Consider the following 25,761-nt stretch of genomic DNA (forward strand, 5'->3'; position numbering starts at 1 on the left):
TCAGATCTCCGCCTGGATGGGAATCGTGCGGCGCTTCTCGCTGCCGAACAGGCTGGTCTCGGTCACGCCCTCGCTGCAGCCATTGCCAAAGCTGAAGCCGCAGCCGCCCTTGACGTTGAACGCGTTCTCCGCGTACTCGCGGTGGGTGCCGGGAATGACGAAACGGTCCTCGTAGTTGGCGATGGCCATCACGCGGTACATGGCCTCCACCTGCGCCACCGTGAGTCCCACCTGGTCAAGCACGCTCTGGTTGAGCACGCCATCGACGTGCTTGCTGCGCTGGTAGGCGCGCAGGGCCAGCAGCCGCTCGAGCGCGCGCGCCACGGGCTGCGTGTCGCCAGCCGTGAGCAGGTTGGCCAGGTACTTGAGCGGGATGCGCAGCTGCGAGACGTCGGGGATCTCCCCGTTGATGCCCAGCTGGCCGGCGTTGGCGGCGGCCGTGATGGGCGACAGCGGCGGCACGTACCAGACCATGGGCAGGGTGCGGTACTCGGGGTGCAGCGGCAGGGCCACCTGCCACCGCACCGCCATCTGGTACACCGGGCTGTGGCGCGCCGCCTCCAGCCAGGCCTCGGGAATGCCGTCGGCGCGGGCCTGCTCGATCACGGCCGGGTCGTTCGGGTCGAGAAAGATGTCGAGCTGCGAGCGGTAGAGGTCGATCTCCTGCTCGGCGCTGGCCGCTTCGGCGATGCGGTCGGCGTCGTAGAGCAGAACGCCGAGGTAGCGGATGCGGCCCACGCAGGTTTCGCTGCACACCGTGGGCTGGCCGGCCTCGATGCGCGGATAGCAGAAGGTGCACTTCTCGGCCTTGCCGCTTTTCCAGTTGTAGTAGATCTTCTTGTACGGGCAGCCGCTCACGCACATGCGCCAGCCGCGGCACTTGTCCTGGTCGATCAGCACGATGCCGTCTTCCTCGCGCTTGTAGATCGAGCCCGAGGGGCAGGAGGCCACGCAGGCGGGGTTCAGGCAGTGCTCGCACAGGCGCGGCAGGTACATCATGAAGGTGTTCTCGAACTCGCCCACCATGGCCTTCTGCGCGTCGAGGAAGCCGTCGAGGTTGGGGTCCTTGCTGCGTTTGGCGAACTCGCCACCCAGGATCTCCTCCCAGTTGGGGCCCCACTCGATCTTCTCCATGCGCTGGCCGGTGATGAGCGAGCGCGGCCGTGCCGTCGGCGCGTGCCGCATCTCGGGCGCGGATTGCAGGTGGTCGTAGTCGAAGGTGTAGGGCTCGTAGTAGTCGTCGATCTGCGGCAGGTTCGGGTTGGCGAAGATCTTCATCAGCAGCGACCACCGGCCGCCCTGGCGCGGCTCGATGCCGCCGTCGGCGCGGCGCACCCAGCCGCCCTTCCAGCGGTCCTGGTTCTCCCATTCCTTGGGGTAGCCGATGCCGGGCTTGCTCTCCACGTTGTTGAACCAGGCGTACTCGACGCCGGGCCGCGTGGTCCATACGTTCTTGCAAGTGACGGAGCAGGTGTGGCAACCGATGCACTTGTCCAGGTTCAGCACCATGCCGATCTGTGCGCGCACTTTCATGCTTGTTCTCCTGGGGCGGGGGGTTCGTGGGTGTCGACGCCGAACAGCGTCACCAGGGCCGAGCAGGCCTCGAAGGCGCGCACGGCATGCTCTTCATCGGGAGGTAGGTGGCACAGGTCGCCCGCGCCCAGCACGAGCCGGCGGCCCATGGCCTCGAACTCGAAGCGGCCTTCCAGGCACTGGATGACCATGCGGTCGCGCACGCGATGCGGCGCGAGCACCTGACCGGCCGTGAGCACCAGCCGGAAGATCTGCAGGCCACGGTCGCGCACCAGGGTGCGCGACGAGGAAGCGGCCAGCGCCGGGCCCAGAGGGCCGGCGGCAATCACCTCGGCGGCGGCGGCGTGGGGCAAAGCCATGGGGTGCTCCCGCCGCGTTCAGGGGTTTTCGCCCTGGGCCTGATAGGCGCGGGCCAGGTGATCGTCGCGCGGCGTGTCGAGCCAGTCCACCCGGCGCATCTTGCGCACCACCACGAACTCGTCGCGGTTGGTGCCGATGGTGCCGTAGTAGTTGAAGCCGTAGCTGAGCTGCGCGTAGCCACCGATCATGTGGGTGGGCTTGAGCACGATGCGCGTGACCGAGTTGTGGATGCCGCCGCGCACGCCGGTGATCTCCGAGCCGGGCGTGTTGATGATCTTCTCCTGCGAGTGGTACATCATCACCATGCCGGGGTTGACGCGCTGGCTGACCACCGCGCGCGCGGCCACCGCGCCATTCACGTTGAACAGCTCGACCCAGTCGTTGTCCACGATGCCGGCGCGTTGCGCGTCGGTCTCGCTGAGCCAGATCACCGTGCCCCCGCGGTTGAGCGTGAGCATGATCAGGTTGTCGCTGTAGGTGCTGTGGATGCCCCACTTCTGGTGCGGCGTGATGAAGTTCAGCACGATTTCGGTGTGGCCATTGGGCTGGCGGCCCTGCACCGCGTCGGTGGTCTTGAGGTCCACCGGCGGGCGGTAGCTGCTGAAGCCCTCGCCAAAGGCGATCATCCAGGGGTGGTCCTGGTAGAACTGCTGGCGCCCGGTGAGCGTGCGCCAGGGGATCAGCTCGTGCACGTTGGTGTAGCCCGCGTTGTAGGACACGGTTTCGCTCTCGATGCCGCTCCAGGTCGGTGAGCTGATGATCTTGCGCGGCTGCGCCTGGATGTCGCGGAAGCGGATCTTCTCGTCCTCGCGGTACAGCGCCAGGTGCCGGTGGTCCCGCCCGGTGGCCTTGCCCAGCGCCTCCCAGGCCTTCACGGCCACGTGGCCGTTGGTCTCGGGCGCGAGCTGCAGGATCACCTCGCAGGCGTCGATGTCGCTGACGATGCGCGGCAGGCCGTGCGTGGCCCCCGGCTCTTCGGTGGCGCCATTGAGCTGGCCGAGCTGCGTGACCTCCTGTTCGGTTTTCCAGCCGATCCCCTTGCCGCCATTGCCCAGCTGGTTCATGAGTGGCCCCAGCGCGGTGAAGCGCTTGAACACGTTGGGGTAGTCGCGCTCGACCACGGCGATCTGCGGCGCGGTCTTGCCCGCGATGAGATCGCACTCGCCCTTCTTCCACTCCTTCACCTCGAAGGGCTGGGCCAGCTCGGCCGGGCTGTCGTGCATCAGCGGCGTGAGCACCACGTCCTTCTCCACACCGAGGTGGCCCACGCAGACCTCGCTGAAGGCCTTGGCGAAACCCTTGTAGATATCCCAGTCGCTGCGGCTTTGCCACACCGGGTCCACGGCGGCCGACAGGGGGTGGATGAAGGGGTGCATGTCGCTGGTGTTGAGGTCGTTCTTCTCGTACCAGCTCGCGGTCGGCAGCACCACGTCGCTGTACAGGCAGGTGGTGCTCATGCGGAAGTCGAGTGTGACCAGCAGGTCGAGCTTGCCCTCGGGGGCTGTGTCGTGCCAGCGCACCTCGGCGGGTTTCGCGGCGTCCGGGCCCAGGTCGGCGCCCTGCACGCCGTGCTGCGTGCCCAGCAGGTGGCGGCAGAAGTACTCGTGGCCCTTGCCGCTGGAGCCCAGCAGGTTGGAGCGCCACACAAAGAGATTGCGTGGCCAGTTCTGCGGGGCGTCCGGGTCCTCGCAGCTCATCTCCAGCGTGCCGTCCTGGAGCGCCTTGACGACGTAGTCCTTGGGGTCCATGCCCGCGGCCGTGGCGTCTGCCACCACCTGCAGCGGGTTGGTCTTGAGCTGCGGCGCGCTGGGCAGCCAGCCCATGCGCTCGGCGCGCACGTTGTAGTCGATCATGCTGCCGCCCCAGGCGGCCTTGTCGGCCAGGGGGCTCACGATCTCCCCGAGGTCGAGTTTTTCGTAACGCCACTGGTCGGTGTGGGCGTAGAAGAAGCTGGTGCTGTTCTGCTGGCGCGGCGGTCGGATCCAGTCGAGCGCGAAGGCCAGCGCGGTCCAGCCGGTCTGCGGGCGCAGCTTCTCCTGGCCCACGTAGTGCGCCCAGCCGCCCCCGCTCTGGCCGATGCAGCCGCACATCATGAGCAGGTTGATCACGCCGCGGTAGTTCATGTCGGCGTGGTACCAGTGATTCATGGCCGCGCCGATGATGACCATGGACTTGCCCTGGGTCTTGTCGGCGTTGTCGGCAAACTGCGTGGCCACGGTGATCACCTGCTCGCGCGGCACGCCGGTGATGCGCTCCTGCCAGGCCGGCGTGTAGGGTGCGTCCTCGTCGAACGACGCCGCGCCGCTGCCCAGGCCGCGGTCGATGCCGTACTGCGCGACCTGCAGATCGAACACGGTGGCCACGAGCGCGTGGCGCTCTTCACCGGCCTTGCCCAGGCGCAGGCGCACCGCGGGCACGCGCGCCAGGTTCACCGCCCCGGCCGAGTCATTGCCCGCGAAATGCGGCGAGGCCTGGCCGCCGAAGTAGGGAAAGCCCACGTCGACCACCTCGTGCGCCTGCTCGCCGTCCTCCAGAACCGAGAGCTTCAGGCGAACCTCGGCGCCATGGCGCGCCTCCTTGTTCTCCAGGTTCCAGCGGCCGGCGTCGTCCCGGCCCTCGGGGCCCCAGCGAAAGCCGATGCTGCCCTGCGGCAGCACGGCGCGGCCATCGGCATCGAAGGCCACGGTCTTCCATTCCGGGTGGTTCTTCTGGCCCAGGCGGCCGTTGAAGTCGCTGGCGCGCAGGTAGCGGTCGGGCACCTGCACCACGCGGCCGTCGGGCAGGGTCTTGTCCTTGAGCACCACCAGCATGGGCAGGTCGGTGTAGCGGCGCGCGTAGTGGTCGAAGTAGCTCGAGCGGGGGCCGTTCTCGGGGAAGTAGAAGCGCTTGAGCACCACATGGCCCATGGCCATGGCCAGCGCCGCGTCCGTGCCCTGCTTGGGGTGCAGCCACAGGTCGGCGAGCTTGGCGACCTCGGAGTAGTCGGGCGTGACGGCCACCGTCTTGGCGCCCTTGTAGCGCACCTCGGTGAAGAAGTGCGCGTCGGGCGTGCGCGTCTGCGGCACGTTGGAGCCCCAGGCGATGATGTACGAACTGTTGTACCAGTCGGCCGATTCGGGCACGTCGGTCTGTTCGCCCCAGACCTGCGGGCTCGCCGGCGGCAGGTCGCAGTACCAGTCGTAGAAGCTCATGCACACGCCACCGATGAGGGAGAGGTAGCGTGAGCCCGCGGCGTAGCTGACCATGCTCATGGCCGGGATGGGCGAGAAGCCGATGATGCGGTCGGGCCCGTGCCGCTGGATGGTGTAAACGTTGGCCGCGGCCACGAGCTGGTTGACCTCGTCCCAACTGCTGCGCACGAAGCCGCCCATGCCGCGCACCTGCTGGTAGTCGCGCCGCGCCTCGGGGTTCTCGACGATGGAGGCCCAGGCGGCCACCGGGTCCTTCGCCACCGCCAGCGCGGCGCGCCAGCGCTGCAGCAGCCGCCCGCGCACCATGGGGTACTTCACGCGGTTGGCGCTGTAGAGGTACCAGGAGTAGGAGGCCCCGCGCGCGCAGCCGCGCGGCTCGTGATTGGGCATGTCCCAGCGCGTGCGCGGGTAGTCGGTCTGCTGCGTCTCCCAGGTGACGATGCCGCCCTTGACGTAGATCTTCCAGGAGCAGCTGCCGGTGCAGTTCACGCCGTGCGTGCTGCGCACGATCTTGTCGTGCGCCCAGCGGTTGCGGTAGGCGTCCTCCCAGGTGCGGTCTTCGTTGGTGACCTGCCCATGCCCGTCGGCGAAGGACTCGCGCGGCAGCTTGAAATGCATCAGGCGGTCGAGGAAATGGCTCATGTCGGACTCCTTGGTTCCCGGGGCATCAGCAGGGCATGGGCGCGTTGCGGCGGCTGTACTGCCACCAGGTGATCGCGATGCACAGCAGATAGAACACGATGAAGAGGTAGAGCGCGGCCTCGGGTCCGCCGGTAAGGGTGATCGAGGTGCCGTAGCTCTTGGGGATGAAGAAGCCGCCGTAGGCGGCCATGGCGGCGGTGAAGCCCAGCGCGGCCGCGCCCTCGGTGTTGCCTTCGCGCGTGGCGCGCGCCACGGCCTCGGCATCGCGCGGGTCGACGCCCTTGAGCGCCTGGTTCAGGAAGATCACCGGGATCATGCGGAAGGTGGACCCGTTGCCGATGCCGGTGGTGAGGAAGAGCACCAGGAACATCAGGAAGAAACCCGTGAAGTGGCCGCCGGCGCCCTGCCTGGGCAGGAACAGCAGCACCCCGCCCACGGCCAGGGCCATCACCACGAAGTTCCAAAAGCTCACGCGCGCGCCACCCAGCTTGTCGGCCAGCCAGCCGCCGAACGGCCGCACCAGGGCGCCCACCAGCGGGCCGAGCCAGGCGTAGGCCAGCGGGTTGACGCCCGGGAACTGGCTCTTGATCAGCAGCGGAAAGCCGGCGGCATAGCCGATGAATGAGCCGAAGGTGCCCAGGTAGAGCACGCACATCAGCCAGTTGTGCTTGCGCCGGAAGATCGCGGCCTGCGCGGCGAAGGAAGCCTTGGCGTCGGCGATGTCGTTCATGCCGAACCAGGCCGCCAGCGAGGCCAGCGCGATCCAGGGCACCCAGATGAAGGCGGCGTTCTGCGTCCAGACCTGCACCGTGGCGCTGTTCTTCACGATGGTCTGGGCCTCGCCGCCGAAGATGCCGAAGATGCCCGCCGTCACCACCAGCGGGCTGAGGAACTGCACCACCGACACGCCCAGGTTGCCCAGGCCGGCGTTCACGCCCAGCGCCGAGCCCTTGCGCTCCTTGGGAAAGAAGAAGCTGATGTTGGCCATGCTGGAACTGAAGTTGCCGCCGCCGAAGCCACACAGCAGGGCCAGCACCAGCATGGTGGCGTAGGGTGTGGTGTTGTCCTGCACCGCGACGCCGATGCCGATCGCGGGGATCAGCAGCAGGGCGGTGGAGATGGCCGTCCAGCGGCGCCCGCCGAAGATGGGCACCATGAAGGAATAGAAGATGCGCAGCGTGGCGCCCGACAGGGCCGGCGCCGCCGCCAGCCAGAACAGCTGGTCGGTCGAGTAGTTGAAGCCCAGCGCCGGCAGGCTGACGGCGACCACGCTCCAGACCTGCCAGATGGCGAAGGCCAGGAACAGCGCGGGCACGCTGATCCACAGGTTGATCTTGGCGATGGCTTCGCCTTCGCGTTCCCAGAAGGCCTTGTCTTCGGGTGTCCAGATGGTGAGGACGCGGCCGGTGGGGGCCGTCGCCCGGGTGCTGGTGCTCATGGGCTTCTCCTGGAGGGGCGCTCAGTGCGCGGGCGAAGGCTCGGCGGACCCCGCGCCGCGCAGGACGTCGGTGCGGCGCACCTCGGTCCAGTACATCCAGATCAGCGACACCCACACCACCCCATAGAGCAGCATGAAGGCGCTGGAGCGGATGCCGGTGAGGTCGAGCAGCAGGCCGAACAGGATGGGCAGCACGAAGCCGCCCAGGCCGCCGGCCAGGCCGACGATGCCGCTGATGGCGCCGATGTTGGTGGGGTAGTCGTCGGCGATGTACTTGAAGACGCTGGCCTTGCCGAAGGCGAAGGCGACGCCCAGAACGGCCATCAGCGCGGTGAAGGCATAGACGTTGAGGCCGATGGTGAAGGTGCGCGGGCCGTCGACGGCGCTGACGGTGAACTGCGTTTTCGGGTAGCTCAGCAGGAACAGGCAGACCCAGCTCACCCACAGCACCCACCAGGTGACCTTGTGGGCGCCGTACCGGTCGCTGAGCACGCCGCCGACCGCACGCAGCACACCGCCAGGCAGCGAGAAGCAGGCCGCCAGCAGCGCGGCCAGGCGGATGTCCAGGCCGTACTCGCCGATGTAGTACTGCACCATCCACAGCGCCAGCGCCACGTAGCCGCCGAAGACGATGCTGTAGTACTGGCAGTACTTGAGGACCCGGCGGTCCTTGAGCGCCTTGAGCTGCTGCGCAAAGCCCGCCTGGCTGGGCACGAGGTGCGCCGGGTCGCTGTGGCTGAACAGCCAGAACAGCAGCACGGTGCCGGCCATGATGGCCGCGTACACCTGCGGCACCATCTGCCAGCCGAAGGCCACCAGGATGACCGGCGCCACGAACTTGTTGACCGCCGAGCCGCTGTTGCCGGCGCCGTACACCCCCATGGCCATGCCCTGCCGGTGCTTGGGAAACCAGCGCGCCACGTAGGGCGTGCCCACCGAGAAGGAGCCGCCGGCCAGGCCGACGAACAAGCCGATGGCCAGGAAGTGCCAGAACTGCGTGGCGTAGGCCATGAGCCAGATGGCGGGCACGGTGGCCGCCATCAGCAGCGTCATCACGGTGCGGCCGCCGTAGCGGTCGGTCCAGATGCCCAGCGGCACGCGCACCAGCGAGCCCGTCAGCACGGGCGTGGCCGTGAGCAGGCCGAACTGCGTGGCGTTGAGATTCAGCATCTGCCGGATCGGGATGCCGATCACGCCGAACATCATCCACACCATGAAGCACACGGTGAAAGCCCATGTGCTCACGATCAGCACGGACCAGGCTTGGCGGGTTCTTGCGGTGTCGCCGTTCATGAGATCGCTCCCTTGACCATGCCGGACACTGTGCCGTCGCGGCGGCGCCCGCAACATCCTGCGCACGAGCGATGGGAGCCTCCCGGTGGAAGGACTCCGGCATCCTCCCAAAGAGCTATGTTCTGTCCACAGCGGCCCCGCGGGCCTAGGATGCGCCATGGTCATGCGCATCGCCCTGCCCGGTCAGGCCCGGGACACCGCCACCACCGAAGTGCCGCTGGAAATGCTCTCGGCCTGCCATGGCCGCGTGCAGGCGCAGTGCGAAACGCTGCGGCGCCTGTGCGGGCACCTGCCGCGCCACGGTGCGGACCGCAGCGCCGCGCAAGCGGCCGAGGCCGTTCTGCGCTACTTCCGCCAGGCCGCGCCGCACCACCACGCGGACGAGGAGGCCGACCTGTTTCCGGCGCTGCGCGACGCGGCGCACGGATCCGAGCGCGAGGCCGTGCTCCGGCTCACGCAGGCGCTGGCGCTGGAGCACCGCGCGCTCGAGGACCTGTGGCGGCGCCTGGAGGCCGGGCTGGAGGGCGTGCGCGGCGGCGACGGCGCGGCGCTGTCGCCGGCCGTGGCCGACGCGTTCATCGCCGCGTACGAGCGGCACATCGAGCGCGAGGAGGCCGAGCTGCTGCCGCTGGCCGAGCGGCTGCTCGATGGCGCCGCGCTCGCGCACATCGGCGCCGCCATGCGCGCGCGGCGCGGCATCGCCGCGCCCTGAAGCGGTTCAGGCCAGCAGTCCGCGCTCGGTGGCGTACACCGCCGCGTGCACGCGGTTGCTCAGTTCGAGCTTGCGCAGGATGTGCTGCACATGGATCTTCACCGTGGTCTCGGCGATGTCGAGGGCGCGCGCGATGTGCTTGTTGCTGTCGCCGCGCGCGATCAGGCGCAGGATCTCGCGCTCGCGCGGTGAAAGGGAGTGGATGGGGTCGGACGGCGGCGGCTCTGGCGGCGCGGGCGCTGGCGCGCCCGCCTCGTCCGCCGCCGGCCCGCGCCGCAGCAGGCCCACCAGCTTGCCCATCATCTCGGGACTGATGACCGAGTCGCCCTCGAACACCCGCCGGATGGAGGCCGCGAGGTCGGCCGTGTCGATGGTCTTGAGCAGGTAGCCGTCGGCGCCCGCGCGCAGGCCGCGCGCAAGGTCGCTTTCGTTCTCGCTCACGGTGAGCATGAGCACGCGCGCCTGCGGCGCGGCGGCCTTGAGCGCGGCGACCGCGTCGATGCCGGTGACGCCGGGCATGTGGTTGTCGAGCAGCACCAGGTCGGGCCGCAACCGGGCCGCCAGGCCCATCGCCGCGGTGGCGTCGCCGGCCTCGCCGACCACCGAAAAACCGGGTTCCTGCGCCAGCAGGGCCATGAGGCCGCGGCGGAACAGCTGGTGGTCATCGACCACGAGAAGGCGAATGACCGGCTCGTTCATGGCGTGGCGGGCAGATCGGCGGCGGGAGCGGGCACGTCGAGCGACACCTCGGTTCCGCTGCCGGGGCGGGATTGGACCTCGACCCGCGCGCCGATGCGCTGGGCGCGCTCGCGCATGATGTGCAGGCCCACGTGGGTGTCGGCGTCGCGCGCGCCATCGGTCGCGAAGCCCTGTCCGTTGTCGCGCACGGTGAAGCGCCAGCGCGGCCCGCGCTGCACGCCCACCGACACCTCGCTCGCGCCAGCGTGCTTGCGCACGTTGGACAGCGCTTCCTGCACCACATGCAGCACCTGGAGCTGGGTGTCCGGCGGCAGGGCCACGCCATGGCCCTGCAGGTCCAGGCGCGCGTTCAGGCCGCTTTGCAGCTCGAACTTGCGCAGCGTGGTGCGCAGCGCGTCCTCGATGTCGCCGTCGGGCGTGCGGGTCCTGAAGTGCACCAGCAGTTCGCGCACGTCGTTGGTGCTCTCGCGCACACCGGCCTCGATCTCCTCGATGATGGCCGGCACCGCGGCCGCGTCGCCCCGTTGCACGGCCGCCTTGAGCAGCGCGACCTGGATCTTCAGGAAGGACAGCGCCTGCGCGATGGAGTCGTGCAGTTCGCGCGCGAGCAGGCCGCGCTCCTCGCTCACCGCCGATTCGCGCAGCAGGGCCTGCACGCGCAGGTTCTCGGCCGCATTGGCCAGGTGGCCCGCCAGCGCGTCGTACAGGCCGCGGTCGTCCTCGCCCAGCAGGGCTTCATGGCGGTAGAACAGGTTCACCTCGCCCAGCAGGTATTCCTGGTGGCGGATGGGCACGCCGATCAGGCAGACGTAGCCCTCCTGCGCGCAACCGCCCAGGCGCCGGTCCGCGGCGGTGGCGATGGGGATGACGCGCGTGCGCGCCGTGGCGGCGGGCTGGCCGCAGGCGCACTCGCCGGCCTCCAGGCAGCGCTCGTCTTCCACCAGCTGCTGGGGCAGGCAGTCGCTGGCGAGCATGAAGTAGCGCCGCGAGCCCTCGTCGCTCCAGCGGATGGCCACCGCGTCGGCGCCGCTCACGGCGCGCAGCTTGCGCGCGAAGCCACGCGCCAGTTCATCGAGCGTGCGCGCGTTGACGATGAGCGAACTCACTTCGTACAGCGCCGCCAGGCGCGCGCGCTTGGCCTCCAGGTCGCGCGTCTTGGCCTGCACCTGCCGCTCCAGGCCGTGGTACAGCCCCTGCAGGGTCTGCGCCATGTGGTTGAAGCCGGCCGCCAGCTCGGCGAACTCCTGGTGCGACTCCACCTCCACGCGCGCGGTGAAGTCGCCCGCCTCGATCTGGCGCAGGCCGGCCCGCAGCCGCTTGAGGGGGTGGATCACGAACAGCTGGCCCACATAGAGCGAGACCACGGCCGCGGCCACCGCCATGGCCATCATGACGAACTGGAACAGGTTGAGCACGGCCGTGTAGCGCGCCATGGTGGACTCCATGGCGCGCACCAGGGCGTCGATGCGTTCGACCAGGCCGTCGATGCGCGCCGTGAGCGCCGCGGCCTCGCGCCCGGCGTCGCCGGGGGTCATCCACAGCGGCCGCATGGCCTCCCATCGTCCCTGGATATCGGCGAAGTGCCCGCGGCTGGCTTCGCTCCAGGGCACGGCCAGGGGGCGCTGCGGGTCGCCCCGGTCGAGCAGGGCCAGCGTGCGGTCGACCTCGGCCACGAGCAAGGGCACCTGGGCGGGGTCGCGTCCGCCCTGCCAGGCGCTGGCCAGGCGCCAGGCCTGCATGCGCAGGCGACCGGCCTCGTTGACCGCGGCCGCGCCGCCTTCGATCTGGCGCGTGACCCACATCGTCAGGCCGATGGACAACAGCGCCAGCAGCAGCAGCGCCAGGCCGATGAGCACGAACTTGGTGGAGAGCTGGCGCGGCCAGGCTCGGGCGACGGAAGGCATGGTGACAGCAAAGGGTGCGTCGGCATTGTCGGCCCGGCCCCGCGCGCTGTCCACGCGCCGCCGCAGGGGGCGTGAATGGGCCATCGTTCTTCCGGAGGATGGCGGGCGCCGGGCACCTTCCACGGGAGGATGGTGGGACGCACCCGTCGGCGGCACAGTGTCCTGGTCGGCCGGCCCGCGCGGCCGGCCCTTTCCCTGTCTTGACCGCGCCCCGCCATGGCACACGCTCCCCGCCCCATCCCCCTGGCCGCCGCCCGGCCGGCACCGCTCGAACCGGCCGCCCTGCGCTGGCGCCCCGCCCACCTGATGCGGGCGCCGCACCGGCTGGCCTTCGCCGGCGCCACCACGGTGCTGGTGCTGGGCTCGCTGTGGTGGCTGTGGGTGCAGTGCGCCCGGCTCGGCTGGCTGCCGGCGGGGCCGCTGGCGGTGTCGCCCAGCCTGGGGCATGGCGTGCTCATGGTGCACGGCTTCATGCCGCTGTTCTTCACCGGCTTCCTGTTCACGGCTGGCCCCAAGTGGCTGGGCGTGGACGGACCCGAAGCGCGCGCCGTGCTGCCTGCGGTGGCGTTGCAGGCCCTGGCCTGGCCATTGTGGCTGTCCGGCGTCCACCTGTCGGCCCGGCTGGCGGTGCTGGCCTTGCTGCTGGCCGCCGCCGGGCAGGCGCTGGCTGGCGCGCGTTTCCTCGGGCTGCTGCGCGCCAGCGACGCCGACGACACCGTGCACGCCCGGCTGGTCGGACTGGGCTGGGCCGTGGGGGCGCTCTCTCTGCTGGGCCTGGCCTGGGGTGTGGGGCGCGACGATCCCGAGTCCGCGCGGCGTTGGCTGCACACCGGGCTGTGGGGCTTCGTGGCGCTGGTTTACGTGACGGTCGTGCACCGCATGGTGCCCTTCTTCACCTCCAGCGCCCTGCCGCTGGTGCGGCTGTGGCGGCCGATGTGGGTGCTGTATGTCCTGGTGGCCACCGTGGCGCTCAAGACCCTGGGGCCCTGGCTCACCTGGGCGGGCCTGGACGCCAGCGGCTGGGGCGCCTTCGAGGGCTTCGCGCTGCTGGTGGCCGGCTTCGTGCTGCTGTGGCTGGCCTTCGTGTGGGGCCTGGCGCAAAGCCTGGCGATCCGGCTGCTGGCGATGCTCCACCTGGGCTTCGTCTGGCTGGGCCTGGGACTGTCGATCGACGGCCTCGGACAAATCTGGGCGTGGATCGGCGGCGCGCCCGTGACGCCGCTGGCGGCGCTGCACGCCACCACCATGGGGTTCCTGGGCTCGCTCATGCTGGCCATGGTCACGCGGGTGGCCTGTGGCCACGGCGGCCGCGCGCTGGTGGCCGATCGCCTGTCGTGGTCGGCTTTCCTGCTGCTGCAGCTGGCGACACTGCTGCGCATCGCCGCGGCGCTGGCGCCTCCGGCCTGGGTGGGCGGCCTGACCGCCGCCACCGCCGGGCTGTGGCTGCTGGCGATCGGGCCCTGGGGACTGCGGCTGCTGCGCTGGTACGGGCAGCCCCGACCGGACGGGCGCCCGGGCTGAGCCCGCCCGCACGGGGCCCCCGCCGTGGCAACATTGACGGACGGCATGGCCCGATCGCTCAAGAACGCCGGCCAGCCGCCGAAAACCCGACAGGGCACGCGCCTGGCGCAGGCCCGGACCTTTCCGATCGCCCCTGGAGCGCGCCATGACGCCATCCTCGCTGAACCCGGTGCCCCGGCGCCACAAGATCCTCATCGTCGACGACGACCCGGGCATGGTGCACCTGCTGGCGCGCACCCTGCTCGACATCGCGCAGCTGCATTTCGCGGTGCGCGGCGACGACGCCCTGACCAAGCTGGCCCAGCACCAGCCCGACCTGCTGGTCATCGACGCCGAACTGCCCGACCTCAATGGCTACGAGGTGATAGCCCGCATGCGCGAGAAGCCGGCGCTGGCCCACACCAAGGTGGTGATGGTGACCTCGCACAACACCTCCTCGTACCGCCAGCGCGCGTTCGAGGCCGGGGTGCTCGACTTCTTCACCAAGCCCATCGACCGCGACCTGATCCGCCTGCGGCTGGAGCAGATCCTCAACGGCGAGGCCATGGAGTACATCGAGCTCGACGAGCGCCCGCTGCCGATGCGCAAGGCCGCCGCGAGCGCCCCGGCACCCGCGGCCGCGCCGGCCCGGGCCCCGGCGCCCGCACCCGCTCCCGCCCCCGCCCCCACGGCCACTCCTGTGGCCGCCGCGGCCGCGGTCGACGTGAACGCCATCACCTCCGAGCTGTTCGAGCGCATCTCGGCCATCCTGCTGCAGGCCGAGACGCTGCGCGAGCGCGTGCCCGCCGGCGCGAGCGCGGCCGAGCTCTACCCCGTGCAACGCATCCAGGAAGAGTGCGCCGAGGTGATCCAGCTGCTGGTCACCATCAGCGGCGAGGACTGAGCCCCGCGCTCAGGCCTTCAGCGAAAACCCCGCGATCCGCTTGTAGTTTTCGGAGATCTCGCGCAACGCGTCCTGGCTGATCAGGTCGTCGATGCGTGTGAAGGGCTGGCCGCCGCTGAGCTCGTCGGCCTTCATGATGATGAAGTCCGGCGGCAGCGTGCGGTTGGTCTCCACCACCTGGGCCGTCGCCGGCCGGCGCGCCGCCTCGTAGCGGCGCAGCGCGGCCTCGGGGTCCGCCGGTGTGGCGGCGAGCTCGTCGGCCAGGGTGCGCGCGTCGATCAGCGCCTGGGCCGAGCCGTTGGAGCCGCGCGGGTACATGGGGTGGGCGGCGTCGCCCATCAGCGTCACGCGGCCCTCGCCCCAATGCGGCAGGGCGTCCTTGTCGACCATGGGGTACTCGAACACCTGTTGCGCGCCCTGGATGAGCGCGGGCACGTCGAGCCAGTCGTAGCGCCAGGCCTCGAAGATCGGCAGGAAGTCCTGCATCCGACCGGGCTTGTTCCAGTCGTTCATGGGCGCGCGCGGGTCGCGGATCTCGGCCACCCAGTTGATGAGCTGGTTTCCCTGGCCGTCCACGTTGTCGACGATAGGGTAGATCACCATCTTGCCGGTGTCGATGCTGCCGATGCGCAGGTAGCTCTTGCCATCCAGGATGGGCTTGTGCACCGTGACGCCGCGCCAGGTGTTGATGCCGGCGTAGCAGACCTGGTCCTGAGGATGGAAGTGGCGGCGGACCACCGAGTTCACGCCGTCGCAGGCGACCACCACGTCGGCACGCTCGACCGCGCCGTTCTCGAAGCGCAGCGTGGCGCCCCCCGCGTCGGGCTCGATCGCCACGCAGCGGTGGCCGGTGTGCAGGCGCTGCGCGCCCAGCCGCTGAACCGCGGCGCGCCAGAGCGCGCCATGCAGCTTGCCCCGGTGAATGCCCAGTTCGGGCAGCGGGTAGCCCGCGTGGCGGCCGCGCGGTTCGCTGTACACATACTGGCCCCAGCGGTTGAAGAACACGCTCTCGCGGTTCTCGATCGCCATGGCTTGCAGCTCGGCGGTCAGGCCCAGGGCGTCGAGTTCGCGCATGGCGTGCGGCAGCAGCGTGATGCCCACGCCCAACTCCTTCACCTCGGCCACGCCCTCGTACACCTCGCAGGCCAGCCCGCGCTGCTTCAGGCCCAGCGCGAACGCCAGGCCGGCGATGCCGCCGCCCACCACCGCGATCTTCATCGTGTCGCCTGCATTCATTGAACAAGCCTCCGCGCGGCGCACCGCGTCGCTGCGCGCCTGGGGAACGGCCTCGTGGCGCTCATTCGGCCTTGATGCCCTGCGCCTTGATCAGCGCGGCCCAGCGGTCCGCGTCCCGGGCCACCAGCTTCGCGAAGCCGTCGGGCGTGTCGCTCGCCGGGTCCATGCCCTGCCCTTCGAAGGCCTTCTTCACGTCCTCGGCGCGCAGGATGTCGTTGATCTCGCGGTTGAGCGCGGCCACCTGCGCGGCGGGCATGCCCTTGGGCGCAAAGATGCCGTACCACATGTCCACGTTCACCTCGCCGGCCCTGGCCTCGCTCAGCGTGGGCAGGTCGGGCAGCAGCGGGTGGCGCTTGTCGCTGCCGATGCCCAGGGCCACCAGGCGGCCGCTGCGCACCTGCGGCAGCGCCACGTGGATGGGCAGGAACATGGCGTCCACCTGTCCGCCGATCATGTCGGTGACCGCCGGGCCCGTGCCGCGGTAGGGGATGTGCGTGAGGAAGACCTTGGCGGTGTTCTTGAACAGCTCCATCGACAGGTGGTGCGGCGTGCCCACGCCCGGCGAGGCGTAGTTCAGCTTGCCCGGCGCCTTCTTCGCGGCGGCGATCAGATCGGCCGCCGTCTTGAAGCCCGAGCGCGGGTGCGTCACCAGGATGAGCTGGCCCCAGCTCGTCAGGCTCACCGGCTGCAGGTCGCGCACGGGGTCGAAAGGCATCTGCGGGTACAGGCTGCGGTTCATCACGAGCGTGTTCACGCTGACCAGCAGGGTGCTGCCGTCGGGCGCGGCGCGCACCACGGCCTCGGTGCCGATGTTGCCGGAGGCGCCCGCGCGGTTCTCCACCACCACCGGCCGCTTGAGGCGCTCGGACAGCTTCGGACCCACGGTGCGGGCGATGAGGTCGATGCCGGTGCCAGGGGTGAAGGGCACGATCAGGCGCAGCGGGCCTTCCTGCGCGGCGCTCAGGCCCACCGTGGCCAGCAGCGCGGCGGCGACGAGGCCGCGGCGCAGGAACGAGACATCGACAACCATGGCAGGCCTCCTATCGTTAGCATGCTATTGATGTTGGCGGAAGTTCGTCCCCCGCACATCCGTAGAATCCCGCTCGCCCGACGAACATCATGACCCTGACCGATCTCTACCAGCGCCCAGGTTTCCTGCTGCGCCGCACCCACCAGATATCGGCGGCGGTGTTCGAGAACGCCTGTGCCAGCGTGGGGCTGACGCCGGCGCAGTACGGCGTGCTCACCGTGGTGGCGGCCGAACCCGGGCTGGACCAGACGCGGCTGTCGCGCGCCTTGGCCTTCGACAAGGTGACCGTCATGCGCGTGCTCAAGGGCCTCGAGGAGCGCGGTCTGGTGAGGCGCGAGCGCTCGTCCGTGAGCCGGCGCCAGATGACGGTGAGCCTGACCGCCGACGGCGAGGCGCTGCTGGCCGCCGCGCGCGAGCCGGCCGAGCGCGCCTACCAGCGCCTGCTGTCACCGCTCACGCCGGCGCAGCGCCGCCAGTTGATCGAACTGCTGCAAACCCTGACCGAAGGCCTGGCGGACGAGGCGCGCGCACCCTTCGTGCCGCTGGAGGCCAGCGCCCCCGCGGCCGGCGAACCCCGGGCGCGCACACGCAACACCCCCACCTGAGGGGTCCGCGGCCCAGGGGCCTGGGACCCGGGAAGCTCAGCGGTCGCGGCGGCCGCGCGGGCCACCCGCGCGCTCGCCGAAACCACCACCGCGCGGGCCGCCGAAGCCGCCCTCGCGCCCACCGCCACCGGCGTTGGGGCGCTGGCCCCAGCCGCGCGCCTGGGCCGGGCGGTCATCGCGCGAGAAGCGCACGTCGCCACGCGGGGCGCGCGTGTCGTTGTTGTAGGGCGCGCGCGGCTCCTGCTGGTACGGTGCGCGCGAATCGGCGCGCGCGGGGCGGGCATCGCCCTGGAAAGGACGGCCCTCGCCACGGAAGGGGCGCGCCTCAGCGTAGGGCGCACGGCCTTCGCCGCGCGACGGGCCCCAGCCCTCGCCCCGGCCAGCGGGACGGCCGCCCGGGCGGCCGCCACCGCCGCGGCGCTCGGACGACCAGCCGTCGCGGCGCGGCGCGGGCGGGCGCTCGCGCGGCTCCAGGCCCGGCACCACCTCGGCCTTGAAGCGCTGCTGGGTGTAGGCCTCGATGTCGGCAATGCGGCGGCGGTCGCGGAACTCGGCGAAGGTCACGGCCAGGCCGTCGCGGCCAGCGCGGCCGGTGCGGCCAATGCGGTGCGTGTAGTCCTCGGCCTTCATGGGCAGGCCGAAGTTGAAGACGTGCGTGATGGTGGGCACGTCGATGCCGCGCGCGGCCACATCGGTGGCCACCAGGATCTGCACCTGGCCGTTGCGCAGCGCCATCAGGCGGCGGTTGCGCAGCCCCTGGCTGAGCGCGCCGTGCAAGGCCACGGCCGCGAAGCCGGCCTGCTGCAGTTCGCCGGCCAGGCCGTCGCACTCGATCTGCGTGCTGGCGAAAACGATGGCCTGGTCGATGGAGGCGTCGCGCAGCCAGTGGTCGAGCAGCTTGCGCTTGTGATCGGCGTGGTCGGCCCAGAACAGCACCTGCTTGATGTTGGCGTGCTGCTCCTGCGGGCTGTCGATCTGCACCTTCTGCACGTGCTTGCCGTTGTCGTGCATCACGCGCATGGCCAGCTGCTGGATGCGCGGCGCGAAGGTGGCGCTGAACATCATGGTCTGGCGGCGCTGGGCGGTCAGGGCATTGATCTCGGCCAGGTCGTCTGAGAAGCCCAGGTCGAGCATGCGGTCGGCCTCGTCGACGACGAGGAACTGCACCTGGTCGAGCTTGAGCTGCATGGAGCGCTGCAGGTCGAGCAGGCGGCCCGGCGTGGCGACCACGAGGTCGGCGTTCTGCAGCTTGGCGATCTGCAGCTGGTAGGGCATGCCGCCCACCACGCTGGCGATGCGCAGGCCGCGGCAGTGGCGCACCAGGTCGATGGCGTCGTGCGCCACCTGCTGCGCCAGCTCGCGCGTGGGGCACAGCACCAGCGCGCCCGGCGTGGCGGCCTTGAAGTGGCGCGGCAGCAGCGGGTTCTTGCGCTTGGGCGCCTTGGGCGGCACCTCGCCGCGCAAGGCGGCCTCGACCGCCAGTCGCTCGCGCTCGGCGCGCTCGGCCGTTTCACGCGCGGCCTGCTGCTGGATCAGGGTGTGCAGCACAGGCAGCAGAAAGGCCGCCGTCTTGCCGCTGCCGGTCTGGCTGGAGACCATCAGGTCGGCGTAGCGCTCGGCGCCCTCGGCCTTGATGGCCAGGGGCATCACACGCGCCTGCACCGCCGTGGGCTGGGTGAAGCCCAGGTCGGCCACGGCGGCCACCAGTTCGGGGGCCAGGCCCAGCGCGGCGAAGGCGCTGGCGTCCACGGGGGCCGTGGTTTCCACCGGGGCCGTGGGTTGTTGTTCGGTAGAGATCGCGGGCGAGGTCTCGCCGCGCGCTTCGAAAGCGTCGCTCATGTCAGTTCCTGCGCCCCGCAAAAGGAATGGGGCGCCAATGACCGAATGCCGCGCGAAGGGGAGTTTCAAGCCCCGGGGCGTCGGATCCGTTCGTGGTTACACAACATCAACCACAAACGGTCCGCCCGGAAGCGGTGGCCCCTGCTCGCTCGCGTCGGATGGCGGGCGGTGTTCGGGGGCCGGGTGTGTGAGGCCAATGCACAAAGGGCTTCGCCGTTGCCAGCGAAGCCCGTGATTCTCTCACAGATTCGGGAAAACCCGAAGCCCTTCACCCATCAAGACATGATCGCGGCCACCAGGTGGAACAGCAGGGCGGCCAGAACCGCCGTGGCGGGCACGGTCACGATCCAGGCCGCCACGATGCGCATGACCACCGATCGCTTGACGATTTCCTTCTTGTAGGCCTTCTTGAAGGCCTTGCGCTCGCCCTTGGCGAACACCGCGCCGTCCAGGCCGCGCACCTTGGCGCGCTGCTTCATCTCGGCCAGCATCTGCTTCTTTTCCTGCACCTCGGCGGCTTCGAAGCGCTGCATGTAGGCCTCGACCTCCTCACGGTCGGCGCCCTGGTGGCCGGCGCGCACCACGGCCTCCATCTTGGCGTAGTTCACCTTGAGCAGCTCGCGCAGGAAGCCCACGCCGAACACCGCGCCAATGGAAATGTGCGTGGTCGACACCGGCATGCCCAGCTGCGAGGCGACGATCACCGTGAGCGTGGCGGCCATCGCGATGGCGTAGGCGCGCATCTGGTCGAGTTCGGTGATTTCCTTGCCGACGGTGCGGATGAGCTTGGCCCCATACAGCGCCAGGCCCACCGCCAGGCCCAGCGCGCCCAGCACCATGATCCACAGCGGCGTGCCGGCCTTGGTGGCGATGGCTCCGGCCTTCACCGCCTCGAAGATCGCGGCCAGGGGACCGATGGCGTTGGCCACGTCGTTGGCGCCGTGCGCGAAGCTCAGCAGCGCGGCCGAGCAAATCAGCGGCCAGGTGAAGAGGTGATTGACGCCATCCTTGGAGTTCTCCTGGCGCAGCGCGATGCGTTCCAGGGGCTTGCGGATCAGCGTCCAGACCACCGCGGCGGTGGCCGCGCCGGCCAGCAGCGCCACCACGAATCCCACCTTGACCACCTGGTTCACCCCTTTGAGCAGCATGTAGGTGGTGTAGGTCCAGACCATCAGCGCGATGAGGATAGGCACCACGCGCGCGGCCGCTTCGGTCTTTTCGGTGCGGTAGGTCACGCTGCGTTTGATGACGTACAGGAACACGGCCGCGATCAGCGCGCCCGACAGCGGCGAGATCACCCAGCTCGCGACGATGGCGCCGATGGTGGACCAATTCACCAGCCCCCAGCCGCCCGCCGCGATGCCCGCGCCCATGACGGCGCCGATGATGGAGTGGGTGGTGGACACCGGCGCGCCCAGCGCCGTGGCCAGGTTGAGCCAGAGCGCGCCGGCCAGCAGCGCCGCGAACATCACCCAGGCGAACAGGGTGGGGTCGGCAATGTCGGCCGGATCGATGATGCCGCCCTTGATGGTGCCCACCACGTCGCCGCCCGCGACGATGGCGCCCAGCGCCTCGAACACCGCCGCGACGACGATCGCCCAGCCCATGGTCATGGCGCCCGAGCCCACCGCCGGGCCCATGTTGTTGGCCACGTCGTTGGCGCCGATGTTCATGGCCATGTAGGCGCCGACGGCCGCCGAGACGATCAGCAGCCAGACCGCCGTGCGGCTCAAGCCGGCGTCGGACGCGCCGGTGAGCGAGGCATACAGCCCCACAAGCAAGAGAAAGGCCACCGCGGTGGCCAGTTGCAGCGCCTCGAAGTGGCGCTCAATGAAGGGGCGGGATTTCTTTTTCATGTGAAATCGGCGTGAAAGTCACCCTATTGTCACGCAAGGCCCCGGTGACAGGCCCGCGAGGGGAGCGGCGGTGGCGTCGGACCACCCCGCCGCCGGCAAGGGCCGGCAAGCCGCGGACCCGGCCGGATCAGCGCAGAAACCGCGCGCGGTAGTGCTCCAGCTCGTCGATGGATTCGTGCACGTCGGCCAAGGCGGTGTGCAGCTGGCGCTTCTTGAAGGCGTCGACCACTTCGGGGCGCCAGCGCTTGGCCAGTTCCTTCAAAGTGCTCACATCGACGTTGCGGTAGTGCAGGTAGGCCTCGAGCCGGGGCATGTACTTCACCAGGAAGCGGCGGTCCTGGCCAATGGTGTTGCCGCACAGGGGCGAGGCCTGCTTGGGCACGTAGCGCGAGATGAAGTTGATGAGCTGCTGCTCGGCCTCCGCCTCGCTCACCGTGCTGGCGCGCACCTTGTCGATGAGACCGCTGCGGCCGTGCGTGCCCTTGTTCCAGGCGTCCATGGCGTTGAGCAGCTCATCGCTTTGGTGGACCACGATGACGGGGCCTTCGATGCGCGGCGTGAGCTGCGGGCCGGTCACGACCACCGCGATCTCCAGCAGGCGCTCCTTCTCGGGATCAAGACCGCTCATTTCGCAGTCGATCCAGACCAGGTTCAGGTCGTTCTTGGCGAGCGTGGGCACTTCGGGGGCGGCGATGTCGGCGGGATTCGAGGTCATCCCGCGATTTTCCGTCATCCGCCCGCCCCGGCGGGCCGGCGGGGGCACCGGTAGACTGGCGCCTTCATGGACACCGCTTCCCTCGCCTTCACCGCCCTCTTCTGCGCCCTGCTGGGGCTGGGCCTGCTGACCCGCTTTGCCCTTGCCAGCCGCCAGATCCGCCACGTGGCCCGCCACCGCGACCAGGTGCCCGCGCCCTTCGACGCCACCATTGCGCTCGACGCCCACCGCAAAGCCGCCGACTACACCATCGCCAAGACGCGCTTCGGCCTGCTCAGCACCGCCTTCGAGACCGCGCTGCTGATCGGCTGGACCCTGCTCGGCGGCCTGAACGCGCTCAACCTCGGCCTGCTCGACTGGCTGGGTCCTGGCTTGTGGCAGCAGCTCGCCCTGCTCACCGCCTTCGCGCTCATCGGCGGCCTGCTGGGCCTGCCCTTCTCCTGGTACGCCACCTTCCGGCTGGAAGAGCGCTTCGGCTTCAACAAGATGGGCCTGGGCCTGTGGATCGCCGACGGGCTCAAGGGCGCGTTGATCGGTGCGGCCGTCGGCCTGCCGCTGGCCGCGCTGGTGCTCTGGCTCATGGGCGCCGCCGGCAGCACCTGGTGGCTCTGGGCCTGGGGCGTGTGGATGGTCTTCAACCTGCTGGCCCTGGTGCTCTACCCCACGCTCATCGCGCCGCTGTTCAACCGCTTCGAGCCGCTGGCCGACGAAGCCGTCAAGGCCCGCGTCAACGACCTCATGGCGCGCTGCGGCTTTTCGGCACAGGGCCTGTTCGTCATGGACGGCAGCAAGCGCAGCGCGCACGCCAACGCCTACTTCACCGGCTTCGGCGCGGCCAAGCGCGTGGTCTTCTTCGACACCCTGCTCAAGCAGCTCAGCGCCGACGAGATCGACGCCGTGCTCGCGCACGAGCTGGGCCACTACCGCCTGCGCCACATCACCCAGCGCGTGCTGCTGCTGTTCGCGCTCAGCTTCGTCGGCTTCGCGGCCCTGGGCTGGGCGGCCTCGCAGGCCTGGTTCTTCACCGGCCTGGGCGTGGAACCCGACCTGCGCGCGCCCAACGATGCGCTCGCGCTCATCCTCTTCCTGCTGGTGGTGCCGCTGTTCACCTACTTCCTGTCGCCGCTGGCCGCGCAGCTGTCGCGCCGGCACGAGTTCGAGGCCGATGCCTTCGCCAAGGACAAGACGCGCGGCGCCGACCTCGCCAGCGCCCTGCTCAAGCTGTACCAGGACAACGCCAGCACGCTCACGCCCGACCCGCTGTACGCGCGCTTCTACTATTCCCACCCCCCCGCCAGCGAACGCCTGGCCCGCCTGACCGCCGCCTGAGAGCGCCCGACCATGCACCCCATCCACCAGAACCGCCGCGCGCTCAACGCCACCGAGATCGTCACCCAGCTCAGCCAGCTCAACGGCAGCGAGGCCGACGGCTGGAAGCTGATCGACGGCGCCATCGAGCGCACCTTCCGCTTCGCCAACTACCACGAGACCATGGCCTTCGTGAACGCCATGGCCTGGATCGCCCACCGCGAGGACCACCACCCCGACGCGGCCTTCGGCTACAACCGCTGCACCCTGCGCTTCAACACGCACGACGTGAACGGCATCTCGGTCAGCGACTTCCACTGCGCGGCGGCGGTCAACGCCTTGCTCGCGTCCTGATGGGCGGCACGCGCCTGGCCCGTGTGGTGGCGGCCCATGGCCGCCATTGCCTGGTCGAGGACGAGAGCGGCCAGCGCACCCTGTGCCACCCGCGCGGCAAGAAAAGCGCCGTGGTCGTGGGCGACATCGTGGCCTGGCAACCCAGTGGCGACGAGGGCAGCATCGAACGCATCGAGACCCGGCGCAACCTCTTCTACCGCCAGGACGAGATGCGCACCAAAGCCTTCGCAGCCAACCTCGACCAGGTGCTGATCCTGCTCGCCGCGGAGCCCGTGTTCTCCGAGGCCCAGCTCACGCGCGCCCTGCTCGCGGCCGAGGCCGAGGGCATCAGCGCCTGCATCGTGCTCAACAAACAAGACCTGGGCGGGCCCTTCGATCAGGCCTGGGCGCGGCTCGAACCCTACCGGCGCATGGGCACGCCCGTGCTGCCGCTGGGCCTTCACGACGGCCACGGGCTGGACGCCCTGCGCCAGCGCCTGACCGGCCGCCACACACTGGTGCTGGGCCCTTCCGGCGTGGGCAAGAGCACGCTGGTCAACCGGCTGGTGCCCGAGGCCGGCGCGCAGACCGGCGAGATCTCGCGCGCCCTCAACACCGGGCGCCACACCACGACCGCCACCACCTGGTACTGGCTGGAGCCGGCGCGCGAAAGCGCGCTCATCGACTCGCCCGGCTTCCAGGAGTTTGGCCTGCACCACCTCGAGGCCGAACGGCTCGCGCAGCTCATGCCCGACCTGCGCGCCGCGCTGGGCGATTGCCGCTTCTACAACTGCACGCACCGGCACGAGCCGGGCTGTGGCGTGCGCGCCCACGTGGGCGCCGATCCATCGGTGGACCCGCTGGCCATCGACCAGAACCGCTACCGGCTCTACGACGAACTGTTCGATGAACTGAGCAACAAGCGGACGTATTGACCGGTCCGCCCCTGCCGCGCGGCCTACACCCGCGCCAGCGTGAGCAGCGCCAGCAGCAGCATCCACAGCACCACCGCGCGCCACACCAGGCCCACCACGCTGCCCAGGTGGGCGAGCTGGGGCTCGGGACGCGCGCCGGGGTCGGTCTCGTCCGGGGGCGGGGCCGCCGGGTCCTGCGGCGTCAGGCGCACGTTGATGGCGCCCGAGGTGGCCGCCAGCACCACGCCGTCGCTGCCCGGCGCGAAGCGCTCGGCATCGGCGCGCCAGCTGGCCACGGCCTCCTCGAAATTGCCCACCACCGCGAAGCCCAGGGCTGTGACGCGCGCCGGCACGTGGTCGATCCAGCGCCAGGCCGTGGCCGCGGCGCGGCGCAGCGACTCGCTGGGCGTGCCGTCGGGGCGCTCGCGCCAGTTGCGCGACAGGTACTCGGCCAGCCGGTAGAACACCGCCCCCGCCGGCCCCAGGCCGATCACCCAGAACACCAGAAAGCACACGAACACGCCGAACACGTGGCGGTGCGCGGCCAGCACGGAGTGCTCGATCACCTGGCGCAGCAGCTCGGTGCGCGGCAGGGCGCTGGCGTCCACGCGCAGCCAGCGCGCCAGCTGCTCGCGCGCGCCGCGCTCATCGCCGTCCTCCAGGCTGCGGCGGATTTCGCTGAAGTGGTGGCTGAACTGGCGAAAGCCCAGGGTCACGTAGAGCACTGCCACCGTCCAGACCAGGGCCAGCACGCCGCTCAGTTCCCACAGGGCGTGGTAGATCAGCGCCGCCAGCGCCGCCGGCACGCCCACGGCCAGCAGCCAGGCCAGCCACCCATGCGACGACTGGCCCGCATCGAGGTTGCGGCGCACGCCACGGCCCCAGGCGCGCAGACCGGCGTGCACGGGGTTGTCGAACGACAGGGGACGGGCCTGCTCGATGAGCAGCGCCAGCAGAATGGCCAGAAAACCCATGGGGCCGATGATAGTGGGCGCACGCGCCCCTTCGCTCAACGGACGCGACCGGGCCGCGCGCCAGGCCCCGGTCAGGCCGTGAGCAGGCGGTAGAGGTTGCGCAGCATGCCCGCCGTGGCGCCCCAGATGAAGCGCTCGCGCTGGCCATCGTGCCAGGGCATGGAGTACCACTCGCGCGCGTTGCCGTCGAAGTTCATGAGGTGGCGGCGGTGGTGGCGCGGGTCCATCAGGAAGCGCAGCGGCACCTCGAAGACGTCGTCCACCTCGTGCGGGTTGGGCCTGAGCGTGAAGTCGGGCCGCACCAGCGCCACCACCGGCGTCACGTGGAAGGCGGTGCCGGTGATGTAGACCGGCAACGTGCCCAGCACCTCCACGTTCTGCGGCGGCAGGCCGACCTCCTCGTCGGCCTCTCGCAGGGCGGCAGCGATGGCGTCGGCGTCCTGCGGATCGACCTTGCCACCCGGGAAAGCGATCTGGCCCGAGTGCGTGGACAGGGTGGCGGTGCGCTGCGTGAGCAGCAGGCTGAGTTCGTCGCGCACCACCAGGGGCAGCAGCACGGCCGCGTCGGCCGGCTCGCGCTCGGCGAAGCGGCGCTCGCGCCGCAGCTCGGGCGTCCAGACCGGCGGCGCCTGGAACAGCGCGCGCAGGCCGTCGGGCGTCAGGCGGTACGGGGACGGCGGCGGCAGACCTTCGCTCGCCCCCGTGGCCACCACGGGCACGGTGCGGGGATCGAAGGGCGGGATGCGGACGACGGGTTCGGTCATGGACACAAAAA

The 25,761-nt window shown here is 70.3% G+C and carries 21 protein-coding genes; 7 read left to right on the top strand and 14 right to left on the bottom strand.

Annotated elements, in window-relative coordinates:
• Genes narH through DY262_RS06165 form a run of 5 tightly spaced genes read right to left on the bottom strand, consistent with a single transcriptional unit; the run spans position 1 to position 8,457 of the window.
• Positions 1-1,533 carry a nitrate reductase subunit beta gene (gene narH, locus DY262_RS06145; protein ID WP_116958087.1) on the bottom strand — a complete coding sequence of 511 codons (1,533 nt, stop codon included), beginning with the start codon at positions 1,531-1,533 and terminating at the stop codon, positions 1-3.
• Entirely contained in the window at positions 1,530-1,892 is a 363-nt protein-coding gene (locus DY262_RS06150) for a cupin domain-containing protein (RefSeq protein WP_116958088.1), read from the bottom strand. The genes narH and DY262_RS06150 overlap by 4 nt, the downstream gene beginning before the upstream one ends.
• Before the next feature lie 18 nt (positions 1,893-1,910).
• A complete protein-coding gene (locus DY262_RS06155; protein ID WP_116958089.1) occupies positions 1,911-5,726 on the bottom strand; it encodes a nitrate reductase subunit alpha in 3,816 nt (1,271 codons plus the stop codon).
• A gap of 25 nt (positions 5,727-5,751) precedes the next feature.
• Positions 5,752-7,164 (bottom strand): NarK family nitrate/nitrite MFS transporter, encoded by a 1,413-nt coding sequence (locus DY262_RS06160; protein ID WP_116958090.1) that lies wholly within the window; start codon positions 7,162-7,164, stop codon positions 5,752-5,754.
• A gap of 21 nt (positions 7,165-7,185) precedes the next feature.
• Positions 7,186-8,457, bottom strand: coding sequence for an MFS transporter (locus DY262_RS06165; RefSeq protein ID WP_116958091.1), 1,272 nt, complete (start codon positions 8,455-8,457; stop codon positions 7,186-7,188).
• A gap of 157 nt (positions 8,458-8,614) precedes the next feature.
• Here DY262_RS06165 and DY262_RS06170 point away from each other — a divergent pair, with 157 nt between their 5' ends.
• On the top strand, positions 8,615-9,169 hold the full coding sequence (locus DY262_RS06170; protein ID WP_116958092.1) for a hemerythrin domain-containing protein: 555 nt from the start codon (positions 8,615-8,617) through the stop codon (positions 9,167-9,169).
• Between the two features lie 6 nt (positions 9,170-9,175).
• Here the strand turns inward: DY262_RS06170 and DY262_RS06175 are convergent, their stop codons facing one another.
• On the bottom strand, positions 9,176-9,868 hold the full coding sequence (locus DY262_RS06175) for a response regulator (protein ID WP_116958093.1): 693 nt from the start codon (positions 9,866-9,868) through the stop codon (positions 9,176-9,178).
• Positions 9,865-11,772, bottom strand: coding sequence for a type IV pili methyl-accepting chemotaxis transducer N-terminal domain-containing protein (locus tag DY262_RS06180; RefSeq protein ID WP_116958511.1), 1,908 nt, complete (start codon positions 11,770-11,772; stop codon positions 9,865-9,867). Before DY262_RS06180 ends, DY262_RS06175 begins: the two co-directional genes overlap by 4 nt.
• Positions 11,773-11,988: 216 nt before the next feature.
• Here DY262_RS06180 and DY262_RS06185 point away from each other — a divergent pair, with 216 nt between their 5' ends.
• Together DY262_RS06185 and DY262_RS06190 are read left to right on the top strand one after the other, a co-directional pair.
• Positions 11,989-13,293, top strand: a complete 1,305-nt coding sequence (locus DY262_RS06185; RefSeq protein WP_245980845.1) for an NnrS family protein — start codon at positions 11,989-11,991, stop codon at positions 13,291-13,293.
• A 145-nt stretch (positions 13,294-13,438) separates the two neighbouring features.
• Positions 13,439-14,176 carry a response regulator gene (locus DY262_RS06190; RefSeq protein WP_116958094.1) on the top strand — a complete coding sequence of 246 codons (738 nt, stop codon included), beginning with the start codon at positions 13,439-13,441 and terminating at the stop codon, positions 14,174-14,176.
• Between the two features lie 9 nt (positions 14,177-14,185).
• Here DY262_RS06190 and DY262_RS06195 read toward each other — a convergent pair whose 3' ends face one another.
• Both DY262_RS06195 and DY262_RS06200 read right to left on the bottom strand, forming a co-directional pair.
• Positions 14,186-15,394: a flavin-dependent oxidoreductase gene (locus DY262_RS06195; protein WP_116958095.1), complete on the bottom strand. Its 1,209-nt coding sequence runs from the start codon at positions 15,392-15,394 to the stop codon at positions 14,186-14,188.
• A gap of 79 nt (positions 15,395-15,473) precedes the next feature.
• Positions 15,474-16,442, bottom strand: a complete 969-nt coding sequence (locus tag DY262_RS06200) for a tripartite tricarboxylate transporter substrate binding protein (protein WP_116958096.1) — start codon at positions 16,440-16,442, stop codon at positions 15,474-15,476.
• 89 nt (positions 16,443-16,531) lie between these two features.
• Here DY262_RS06200 and DY262_RS06205 point away from each other — a divergent pair, with 89 nt between their 5' ends.
• On the top strand, positions 16,532-17,047 hold the full coding sequence (locus tag DY262_RS06205; RefSeq protein ID WP_116958097.1) for a MarR family winged helix-turn-helix transcriptional regulator: 516 nt from the start codon (positions 16,532-16,534) through the stop codon (positions 17,045-17,047).
• A 36-nt stretch (positions 17,048-17,083) separates the two neighbouring features.
• Here DY262_RS06205 and DY262_RS06210 read toward each other — a convergent pair whose 3' ends face one another.
• The 3 genes from DY262_RS06210 to orn all read right to left on the bottom strand — a co-directional run bounded on the left by DY262_RS06210 (position 17,084) and on the right by orn (position 21,457).
• Positions 17,084-18,886, bottom strand: a complete 1,803-nt coding sequence (locus DY262_RS06210) for a DEAD/DEAH box helicase (RefSeq protein ID WP_116958098.1) — start codon at positions 18,884-18,886, stop codon at positions 17,084-17,086.
• A gap of 275 nt (positions 18,887-19,161) precedes the next feature.
• Positions 19,162-20,742 (bottom strand): inorganic phosphate transporter, encoded by a 1,581-nt coding sequence (locus tag DY262_RS06215; protein ID WP_116958099.1) that lies wholly within the window; start codon positions 20,740-20,742, stop codon positions 19,162-19,164.
• Between the two features lie 127 nt (positions 20,743-20,869).
• On the bottom strand, positions 20,870-21,457 hold the full coding sequence (gene orn, locus DY262_RS06220; RefSeq protein ID WP_116958100.1) for an oligoribonuclease: 588 nt from the start codon (positions 21,455-21,457) through the stop codon (positions 20,870-20,872).
• A 66-nt stretch (positions 21,458-21,523) separates the two neighbouring features.
• On the opposite strand from orn, the gene DY262_RS06225 reads away from it, so the two are divergent.
• Genes DY262_RS06225 through rsgA form a run of 3 tightly spaced genes read left to right on the top strand, consistent with a single transcriptional unit; the run spans position 21,524 to position 24,033 of the window.
• Positions 21,524-22,786 (top strand): M48 family metallopeptidase, encoded by a 1,263-nt coding sequence (locus DY262_RS06225; protein WP_116958101.1) that lies wholly within the window; start codon positions 21,524-21,526, stop codon positions 22,784-22,786.
• A 12-nt stretch (positions 22,787-22,798) separates the two neighbouring features.
• Positions 22,799-23,119: a 4a-hydroxytetrahydrobiopterin dehydratase gene (locus DY262_RS06230; protein WP_116958102.1), complete on the top strand. Its 321-nt coding sequence runs from the start codon at positions 22,799-22,801 to the stop codon at positions 23,117-23,119.
• A complete protein-coding gene (gene rsgA / locus DY262_RS06235) occupies positions 23,119-24,033 on the top strand; it encodes a ribosome small subunit-dependent GTPase A (RefSeq protein ID WP_116958103.1) in 915 nt (304 codons plus the stop codon). Before DY262_RS06230 ends, rsgA begins: the two co-directional genes overlap by 1 nt.
• Positions 24,034-24,056: 23 nt before the next feature.
• Here rsgA and DY262_RS06240 read toward each other — a convergent pair whose 3' ends face one another.
• The gene (locus DY262_RS06240; protein WP_116958104.1) at positions 24,057-24,986 is read right to left on the bottom strand and encodes a CobD/CbiB family protein; all 930 of its coding nucleotides are present in this window, start codon (positions 24,984-24,986) and stop codon (positions 24,057-24,059) included.
• Positions 24,987-25,057: 71 nt separating this feature from the next.
• Positions 25,058-25,750: a CoA pyrophosphatase gene (locus tag DY262_RS06245; RefSeq protein ID WP_116958105.1), complete on the bottom strand. Its 693-nt coding sequence runs from the start codon at positions 25,748-25,750 to the stop codon at positions 25,058-25,060.
• Between the last annotated feature and the right edge of the window lie 11 nt (positions 25,751-25,761).

The organism is Hydrogenophaga borbori (genome assembly GCF_003417535.1).
Taxonomy (GTDB): domain Bacteria; phylum Pseudomonadota; class Gammaproteobacteria; order Burkholderiales; family Burkholderiaceae_C; genus Hydrogenophaga; species Hydrogenophaga borbori.